At 46.0% G+C, this 7,876-nt stretch carries 8 protein-coding genes and 1 other RNA gene; all 9 read left to right on the top strand.

The genetic code is table 11. The features are described 5' to 3' along the window. Window positions 1-453: 453 nt before the first annotated feature. A complete protein-coding gene (rho, locus tag AC1DE7_RS30635; protein WP_036607258.1) occupies window positions 454-1,779 on the top strand; it encodes a transcription termination factor Rho in 1,326 nt (441 codons plus the stop codon). Between the two features lie 96 nt (window positions 1,780-1,875). Further along, window positions 1,876-3,150: a radical SAM family protein gene (locus tag AC1DE7_RS30640; protein ID WP_477535803.1), complete on the top strand. Its 1,275-nt coding sequence runs from the start codon at window positions 1,876-1,878 to the stop codon at window positions 3,148-3,150. A gap of 102 nt (window positions 3,151-3,252) precedes the next feature. Further along, window positions 3,253-3,450, top strand: coding sequence for a 50S ribosomal protein L31 (gene rpmE, locus AC1DE7_RS30645; protein WP_036607255.1), 198 nt, complete (start codon window positions 3,253-3,255; stop codon window positions 3,448-3,450). A 146-nt stretch (window positions 3,451-3,596) separates the two neighbouring features. Beyond that, window positions 3,597-3,864, top strand: an RNA gene (gene ffs / locus AC1DE7_RS30650) — signal recognition particle sRNA large type. Between the two features lie 174 nt (window positions 3,865-4,038). Continuing rightward, entirely contained in the window at window positions 4,039-5,784 is a 1,746-nt protein-coding gene (dnaX, locus tag AC1DE7_RS30655; protein WP_477535804.1) for a DNA polymerase III subunit gamma/tau, read from the top strand. A 41-nt stretch (window positions 5,785-5,825) separates the two neighbouring features. Then, window positions 5,826-6,137, top strand: a complete 312-nt coding sequence (locus AC1DE7_RS30660) for a YbaB/EbfC family nucleoid-associated protein (RefSeq protein WP_036607248.1) — start codon at window positions 5,826-5,828, stop codon at window positions 6,135-6,137. Between the two features lie 36 nt (window positions 6,138-6,173). Then, the gene (recR, locus tag AC1DE7_RS30665; protein WP_036607246.1) at window positions 6,174-6,773 is read left to right on the top strand and encodes a recombination mediator RecR; all 600 of its coding nucleotides are present in this window, start codon (window positions 6,174-6,176) and stop codon (window positions 6,771-6,773) included. Between the two features lie 233 nt (window positions 6,774-7,006). Further along, window positions 7,007-7,234 carry a DUF2508 family protein gene (locus AC1DE7_RS30670; RefSeq protein WP_477535806.1) on the top strand — a complete coding sequence of 76 codons (228 nt, stop codon included), beginning with the start codon at window positions 7,007-7,009 and terminating at the stop codon, window positions 7,232-7,234. A 33-nt stretch (window positions 7,235-7,267) separates the two neighbouring features. Beyond that, window positions 7,268-7,537 carry a pro-sigmaK processing inhibitor BofA family protein gene (locus AC1DE7_RS30675; RefSeq protein WP_477535805.1) on the top strand — a complete coding sequence of 90 codons (270 nt, stop codon included), beginning with the start codon at window positions 7,268-7,270 and terminating at the stop codon, window positions 7,535-7,537. Window positions 7,538-7,876 lie beyond the last annotated feature (339 nt).

A 7,876-nucleotide genomic window follows, 5' to 3' on the forward strand; every position in this document is an offset into this window, starting at 1 on the left:
TGCATGATTCAGTCCTACACATGTTTATTTTAACTGAACTGCATATCTTTTTGATGATTAGGTAAACCTGTTTTAATAGAGTTCTCAGTCTCTCCGGCATAAGACGAAATGTTTCTGTTTCCTTTACCGGAGGGTCTTTTTTTGAAATAAACTTCATATGGCTGTAAGAACATCATTTCTCATCCCCAACCCCCGGTTTTGTTTGAACTGCGCTCCATAGCCGGTCTATCCGGATTGATCGCCTCAATGCATCGTTCACTCAATAGCGGATATTGCCGAATGTTGGCCATCCCACCCGGAAACTTACACTCAAAGACAAGTATTTGCATTATAACGGTTACATTCCGTACAATGGACAGAAGGGATTGTGGCAGACGCCGCTCTCTATAGCCGGAACATCTAGCGAAACTATCCATTTCACACGGACTTATTAATTGAATAGGTGGTTATTATATGGATCTACAAATTTCCGATTTGGAAGAAATGAAACTAACGGACCTCTACAAACTGGCCAAAAAATATCAGATACCGTACTATGGTACGTTAAAAAAGAAAGAATTAATCTTTGCTATACTGCGTGCACAAGCTGAACAGAGTGGCCTGATGTTCATGCAAGGCGTACTCGAGATTTTACCTGAAGGTTACGGATTTCTTCGGCCGATCAACTACTTGCCAAGTACGGAAGACATCTACATCTCAGCTTCTCAGATTCGCAAGTTTGACCTAAGAACAGGTGACCTCGTATCAGGTAAGTGTAGAACGCCTAAGGAAAACGAGAGATACTTCGGTTTGTTGCAAGTCAACGCTGTAAATGGTGAGAATCCATCGGCGGCTGCAGAGCGACTTCACTTCCCGGCACTAACCCCACTGTATCCGCAGAAAAAACTGGTTCTCGAAACATCCCCCAACCATTTGTCCACACGAATTATGGATGTGCTCGCCCCGGTAGGATTGGGACAGCGCGGATTGATCGTAGCACCTCCCAAAGCGGGTAAAACGCTTCTCCTCAAAGAAATTGCCAACAGCATCTCAACTAACAATCCTGAAATTGAACTGTTTGTCCTGTTGATTGATGAACGTCCAGAGGAAGTAACGGATATGTCGCGTTCGGTAAAAGGGGAAGTTGTGGCTTCGACATTTGATGAACTGCCTGAGAATCATATCAAGGTGGCGGAATTGGTGCTTGAGCGTGCGCTTCGTCTGGTTGAGGCCAAAAAAGATGTTGTTATCCTGCTGGATAGCATTACGCGTCTCGCCCGTGCATATAACCTGGTTATTCCACCATCCGGTCGTACACTTAGTGGTGGTATTGATCCAGCTGCGTTCCATCGTCCGAAACGTTTCTTCGGTTCTGCCCGGAATGTGGAGGAAGGCGGAAGCTTGACGATCCTGGCAACGGCATTAATTGATACGGGATCACGTATGGATGACGTCATTTATGAAGAGTTTAAGGGTACAGGTAACATGGAGCTCCATCTGGACCGTCGTCTGGCAGAGCGCCGCATATTCCCGGCGATCGACATTCGTCGTTCGGGTACACGTCGTGAAGAAGTGTTGCTGAGCAAGGAAGAGTTGGATACAATCTGGGCAATTCGTAAAAACATGAATGATTCCCATGACTTTGTTGAAGGATTCCTGAAAAAACTTCGTAACAGTAAGACAAATGCAGAGTTTTTGGCCGCATTTGATTCGGCTGGTAATAGCCCGACAAGCAATTCGGGTACAACAACAACCCGTCGCTCACCTAGACAGACAGCAACGTCAGGTACATCGACTTAAGTGTCGTTCGACCAATAACATACTTTTATAGCGTTGCTGTGAATTTTACAATACACTCGTCGTTAGGTTTAACCCATTAGATGTGAGGAGAACATCATGTATTTAGTATACGCAGATGAAAAAGGCAATGTATTTGATCATCCTTCCCTGTACGGGCTTGCCCGCAGTGGAGATATGATCGTTGAGATTATGGAGGATGAGTTGATTCCTCTGCCAGAGGGTGCAACGTTGGTTGGACTCCCAAGCACCCGGCCCATTGGTATGGACCCGGATACCGGTGAGATGTTACCAATGCCAACGGACACACAGGCTGTAGGTGCTTTGCTTCCACAGGGATTCACTCGTTTGTGTCTCCCTGGTTATGTGAAGACGGATAAAGAGTATAAATTGCCGTTATTCGGCTATTCCGCAGTAGTCTGGAAAGATGGCAGTTTCTATGTCACCGCTTCGAAGTCGGATAGTCCTGAAAAATGGAATCCACTCAACTGTGATCGTGACGATGTGCGTTCCGGGGTCAAACGATTGACGGAGCAATACCCCGAGAACCGTCTTTACACCCATCTATCCAACTGTGCGCTTGGATATGAATGTCTAACTTCATCAAACACGTTCCTGAATCGTTGGGAAGGTGGAGTGCCGGTATCCTATTCTTGCAATGCGGGCTGTTTCGGGTGTATCTCCGAGCAACCGGATGATAGCGGCTTTGTTTCCCCGCAGACACGTATGAACTTCCGACCACGTGTGGATGAGATTGTGGAGGTTATGCTGGAACACCTGAAGACGCCGGAGTCCATCATTAGCTTTGGACAAGGTTGTGAAGGGGAGCCTTCCACGCAGGCCAAGCTGATTATTGAAGCGATTCGCGAAGTGCGTTCCGTAACGGACATGGGGTATATCAACATTAATACCAATGCCGGTCTGAATGATCACATTAGAGGTATTGTAGATGCTGGATTGGATCTGATGCGTGTAAGTACAATTAGTGCACTGGATGACCATTATAACGCCTACTATAAACCACGTGGTTATACCTTAGCCAATGTTGAGAAGTCGATGAAATACGCAGCGCAGCAGGGTGTATACACGTCCATTAACTATCTGATCTTCCCAGGCGTAACAGATCGTGAAGAAGAGATTGAGGCGATGATTGAGTTTGCAAGAAGAACCGATCTACGCTTGATTCAGATGCGTAATCTCAATATTGATCCAGAGAGCTATCTGGAATTAATTCCTCCTGCTCAAGGTGATATCTTGGGCATGAAGCAGATGATTGAGATCTTTGAAGACGAGTTGCCTGGTGTTGTGATTGGATCGTATACCCATGTTCCACCCGCTGGAATGGCACGTCCAAAACGGTTGATTACCTCTTAACAATAATGGATTGCAACAGGCGCAAGGTCGTGTTATAATCTCAGGGTTGTGCCATTTACTCTGGGTCCGCTTGAGGCTCAGGGCGGAAAGAGGTGAAAGGTAATGAAAGAAGCAATTCATCCTAATTACACGATTGGTCAAGTATCTTGCGCTTGCGGGAATACTTTTGAGACAGGTTCGGTTAAAGACGGACTTCGTGTAGAGATTTGCTCCGCGTGCCACCCGTTCTTCACAGGTAAACAGAAGTTTATCGATGCTGGCGGCCGTGTTGATCGTTTCAAAAAGAAATACGGAATCTAATTGGACAATTCTTGGAGTTGTCTGCTAATTGCATCCAACACACCCCTGCTGATCTGGCAGGGGTTTTTATATGTTATATGTAAGCATAGTCCGATTCACGTTCCTCTGGTTGCAATTTGGATAACCTTACGTTATACTATTTCTTACCGTGCTAGATGGGGAGGTAGCGGTGCCCTGTAACTCGCAATCCGCTATAGCGAGGTTGAATTCCTGCTAGAGGTTTTGCCGATGTGAGGTTTGGTCCCTAAACGTGGTGTTGACGGTTGGGTCCTCCGCAATGAGTACTCATGAACCTGGTCAGGTCCGGAAGGAAGCAGCCATAAGTGAGATCACTCTTGTGCCGGAGGGTTGCCTAGCCCGAGCTATTGTTCAGGGGTGCCACTTGGATCGCAAATATCGATAGCAGGTGCACGGCTTACCTTTTAAATGTAGAGACCTTTGCAGTTGTATGTATGCAGAGGTCTTTTTGATATGTCTTAATAAACCACGCATGAATGAGTCAGATAAAGTTTGGATTCACCCTAGAATATAGTATAATAGGGGAACGACAAAGGACTCGAATGCGAAGTGGAAGGAAGGTAACGCATCATGGAGCATATCGCGTTATACCGGGCTTGGCGTCCCCAGTCGTTTCAAGATATGGTGGGGCAACAGCATATTATTCAGACCTTGCAGAACGCGATTCGTGAACAGCGGACTTCCCATGCCTACTTATTTAGCGGGCCCAGAGGAACGGGAAAGACAAGTGCCGCCAAGATTTTGGCCAAAGCTGTGAACTGCGAACGTGGGCCTGCGCCTGAACCTTGTAACGAGTGTGAAGCTTGCCGCAGAATTACGACTGGCGCTGTGATGGATGTGCAGGAGATTGACGCTGCATCCAATCGGGGCGTTGAAGAAATCCGTGATCTTCGGGAAAAGGTTAAATATGCGCCAACCGAGGTCCGGCAGAAAGTCTATATTATTGATGAAGTGCACATGCTGACAACGGAGGCATTCAATGCTTTGCTCAAAACATTGGAAGAGCCACCACCACATGTGATGTTTATTTTGGCAACAACGGAACCGCACCGCCTTCCGGCTACCATTATATCGCGCTGTCAGCGATTTGATTTTCGCCGGGTATCCCTGGAAGAGCAGACAGCAAGACTTACACTGATCTGTGAACAGGAAGGCATGGAAGCTGACCAGGATGCGCTCCAATACATTGCCCGTTTATCGGACGGTGGAATGAGGGATGCACTTAGTGTGCTGGATCAGATCTCTTCATTTACGGATGGACGAGTAACGTACCAGCAGGTCATGGACATGACGGGTGGAATTGCTTCAGAGCAATTTGCCAAATTGGCTGCTTCGCTGCTCAAGGGTGATGTTGGTCATATTTTGCAGATGATTGAAGGTTTCATGCATGAAGGAAAGAGTGCAGACAAGTGCATGGAGAATTTACTGTATTATTTCCGTGATTTGCTTATGATTAAGATGGTACCTGATGCAGATAAACTGACGGACCGGGTACTTAATCCGGAGTCTTTCCGTGATATGGCGGAGTCATTCACCAAGGAACAACTGTTCCGCATGATTGACACCCTTAATCGGTACCAGAGTGAAATGAAATATGCAGTACAACCACAGACATTATTTGAAGTTGCATTGCTTAAACTGTGTAGTATTCCAGCTCAAGGTGAGGCTTCTGTTCAGGTGGGATCTTCAGCTCATGCAGCACCTGCTGATGGGGGAGAGATCAACCGCTTGAAGCAGCAGCTTGCTGAGTTGGAGAAGAAGTTGGATCGTGCACTGAAAAGTGGTTTGTCTGGTGGGGAAGGTTCATCGAGTGCTCCATCTCGCCCGGCAACAAGAGCGCCGGTATCGAGAGGCAATTCGCCTGCGAAGCTTCCTGCACAGTTGGATCAGTATGTTGCACGCAAGGGAGCTCCTGAGTTCGCAGATATCAGCAAAAAATGGAGTCAGATCCTGCAACGAGTGAAGGAAGAGAGGGTTACCGTTCACGCCTGGTTTGTGGATGGTGAGCCGGTATCATTGCTTGAAGACAATGTGTTGGTTGCTTTTAAAAACAACATTCACCGTGAAACAACGGAGAAGCAGGCTAACCGTGAAGTCATTGAGCGGGTGTTGTCCGAACAACTTGGGCGTCCGGCACGATTGGTGACGATGATGCTCAAAGATTGGACCGGAGCAATGGAGGGAGCTTCTGAAGCGCCAAAGGAGGACTTTAAGCTTGAACCTGAGCATGAAGACGGCGGTTCAGGCAACAAACAGCCTTGGATTGATGAAGCCATCCAGCTCTTTGGTGAGGATCTTGTAGTGATCAAAGAATAATGCGCATAGCGCGATAACCATAACAAAGGAGATGAACAATTATGAACAACATGAACCAAATGATGAAACAAGTGAAGAAAATGCAGGAGCAAATGCTGAAAGCACAAGAGGAACTGGCGGACAAAACAGTCCAAGGTACTTCTGGTGGCGGTGTAGTGACGGCTGAAGTTAACGGACACAAGAAATTGCTTGCTATCACGATCAAACCTGAAGCGGTAGATCCGGAAGATGTTGAAATGTTGCAGGATCTCGTTATGACAGCTGTTAATGATGCTATGGCCAAAGCCGATGAGATTGCCAACAAGGATATGGGCAAGTTCACAGGCGGCATGAATATTCCGGGATTATTTTAATTAAAAAATTGATCCTGTCAAAGGAGACACAATCGATTGTATTATCCCGAACCAATAGCCAAGCTGATTGATGCCTTCACCCGGTTGCCGGGTGTGGGTCCCAAGACGGCAGCGCGTTTAGCTTTTCATGTGCTTAACATGAAGGAAGATGACGTTATCGATTTTGCCAAAGCGCTCGTTAGTGTGAAGCGTAATCTTCATTACTGTTCTGTATGTTGTAATATTACTGATACGGACCCATGTCGCATATGTCAGGATAAGTCCAGGGATGTATCTGTAATCTGTGTAGTTCAGGATTCGAAAGATCTGGTGGCCATGGAGCGGACCAAGGAATTCGATGGGTACTATCATGTGTTACAGGGCGCGATTTCACCTATGGAGGGAATTGGCCCAGACGATATTCGTTTGAAGGAACTCCTGGTTCGATTAAGTGATGAACGTATAAAAGAGATCATCTTGGCAACGAACCCCAATATTGAGGGTGAGGCTACAGCGATGTACATCTCCCGGTTGGTGCGTCCGTTTGAGATCAGTGTGACTCGTATTGCGCATGGATTGCCTGTAGGTGGCGATCTTGAGTATGCGGATGAAGTGACCCTTTCCAAAGCGTTGGAAGGTCGCAGGGAGATGCGTTAGTGTGATCAATTTGTATTACGCAGCGGACTTCCTTGGAAACTTCGGATGTTAAATAAGTTTCGATGTGCAAAGAGAGCCTTAGGGCTCTCTTTTTTTTGTGAAGAAAATGAACGCTCGAGTTCTAAGTTTGTCCTTTCCCTGATAAGTATGAGAATATGCTGTGCTGATCAGGAGGGGGAGAGATTATGTTTTTGTGGCGAAATACACGGAACTCGGTAGAGAAACACAACAGAATGTTGAAGGAACTTGAGGCGGATCAGATCTATGCAGATATTCAGATGGCTAAGCAGGAGTGGGAACGGGCTATGAGACAGTTTGAAGATGCACAGGGGCAGGATGAGATTGATTATGCTATTTATGTATTGGAGGCAGCTGAGCGGAAGTACCAGATCCACTTGAGAAGAGCAAAGCGAGTCAGAGCTAATGATGATGTTACATCACAGCGAGGGGTTAGTATGTAGAGTCAGTTTACATTAAACACGGAGGTGTAACATATGAAGAGTATCATACTGGGAAGTGTATTGGTTATATCTTTACTGGGGCTTATCGCTATTTTATTCAGAAAGCGGATAGGGTTATCGTTTTTCACGTCATTTGGAATTCATCTGGTGCTGGCTGCAGTAGGGATATATATCGTGAATTATTCCGGCTGGATTACAGGAACCTACATCCCGCTGAACCCTGCAACGATAGGGACTGTAACTGTTTTGGGATTGCCAGGTGTGGGGCTATTATTAGGGTTGAAAATTTCTTTGTTCGGATAGTTGACTCGCAGGATATTTATATGGTACATTATATCTCGTTGCTTTGCTTGGTTGGTTAGATGCTTTAGATGAAATGAAGGAGTTCATTGCGAACTTCGAAAAATAATTTCAAAAAAACACTTGACCAAAACAAACGGAGTATGATATATTATAAAAGTCGCCGCTGAGAGAAAATGGTGACGAAAAAACGAGTTTGATCTTTGAAAACTGAACAACGAGTGAGTAAACATTCTGCTTGCAGAATGAACGCAAAAGTTTGAGACAAGCCTTGGCTTGAATCGGCTGGAGCACAAATGAGATTTTTAATCTCGTCAGATTCAAAATGAGCTTATCGCTCTT

It is taken from the genome of Paenibacillus sp. 10L310 (assembly GCF_056395745.1).

Bases quoted from the DNA above. Each gene is read 5' to 3' on its own strand.
- rho (WP_036607258.1), top strand. From the start codon at position 454: ATGGATCTACAAATTTCCGATTTGGAAGAAATGAAACTAACGGACCTC.
- AC1DE7_RS30640 (WP_477535803.1), top strand. From the start codon at position 1,876: ATGTATTTAGTATACGCAGATGAAAAAGGCAATGTATTTGATCATCCT.
- AC1DE7_RS30660 (WP_036607248.1), top strand. From the start codon at position 5,826: ATGAACAACATGAACCAAATGATGAAACAAGTGAAGAAAATGCAGGAG.
- dnaX (WP_477535804.1), top strand. From the start codon at position 4,039: ATGGAGCATATCGCGTTATACCGGGCTTGGCGTCCCCAGTCGTTTCAA.
- AC1DE7_RS30675 (WP_477535805.1), top strand. From the start codon at position 7,268: ATGAAGAGTATCATACTGGGAAGTGTATTGGTTATATCTTTACTGGGG.
- rpmE (WP_036607255.1), top strand. From the start codon at position 3,253: ATGAAAGAAGCAATTCATCCTAATTACACGATTGGTCAAGTATCTTGC.
- AC1DE7_RS30670 (WP_477535806.1), top strand. From the start codon at position 7,007: ATGTTGAAGGAACTTGAGGCGGATCAGATCTATGCAGATATTCAGATG.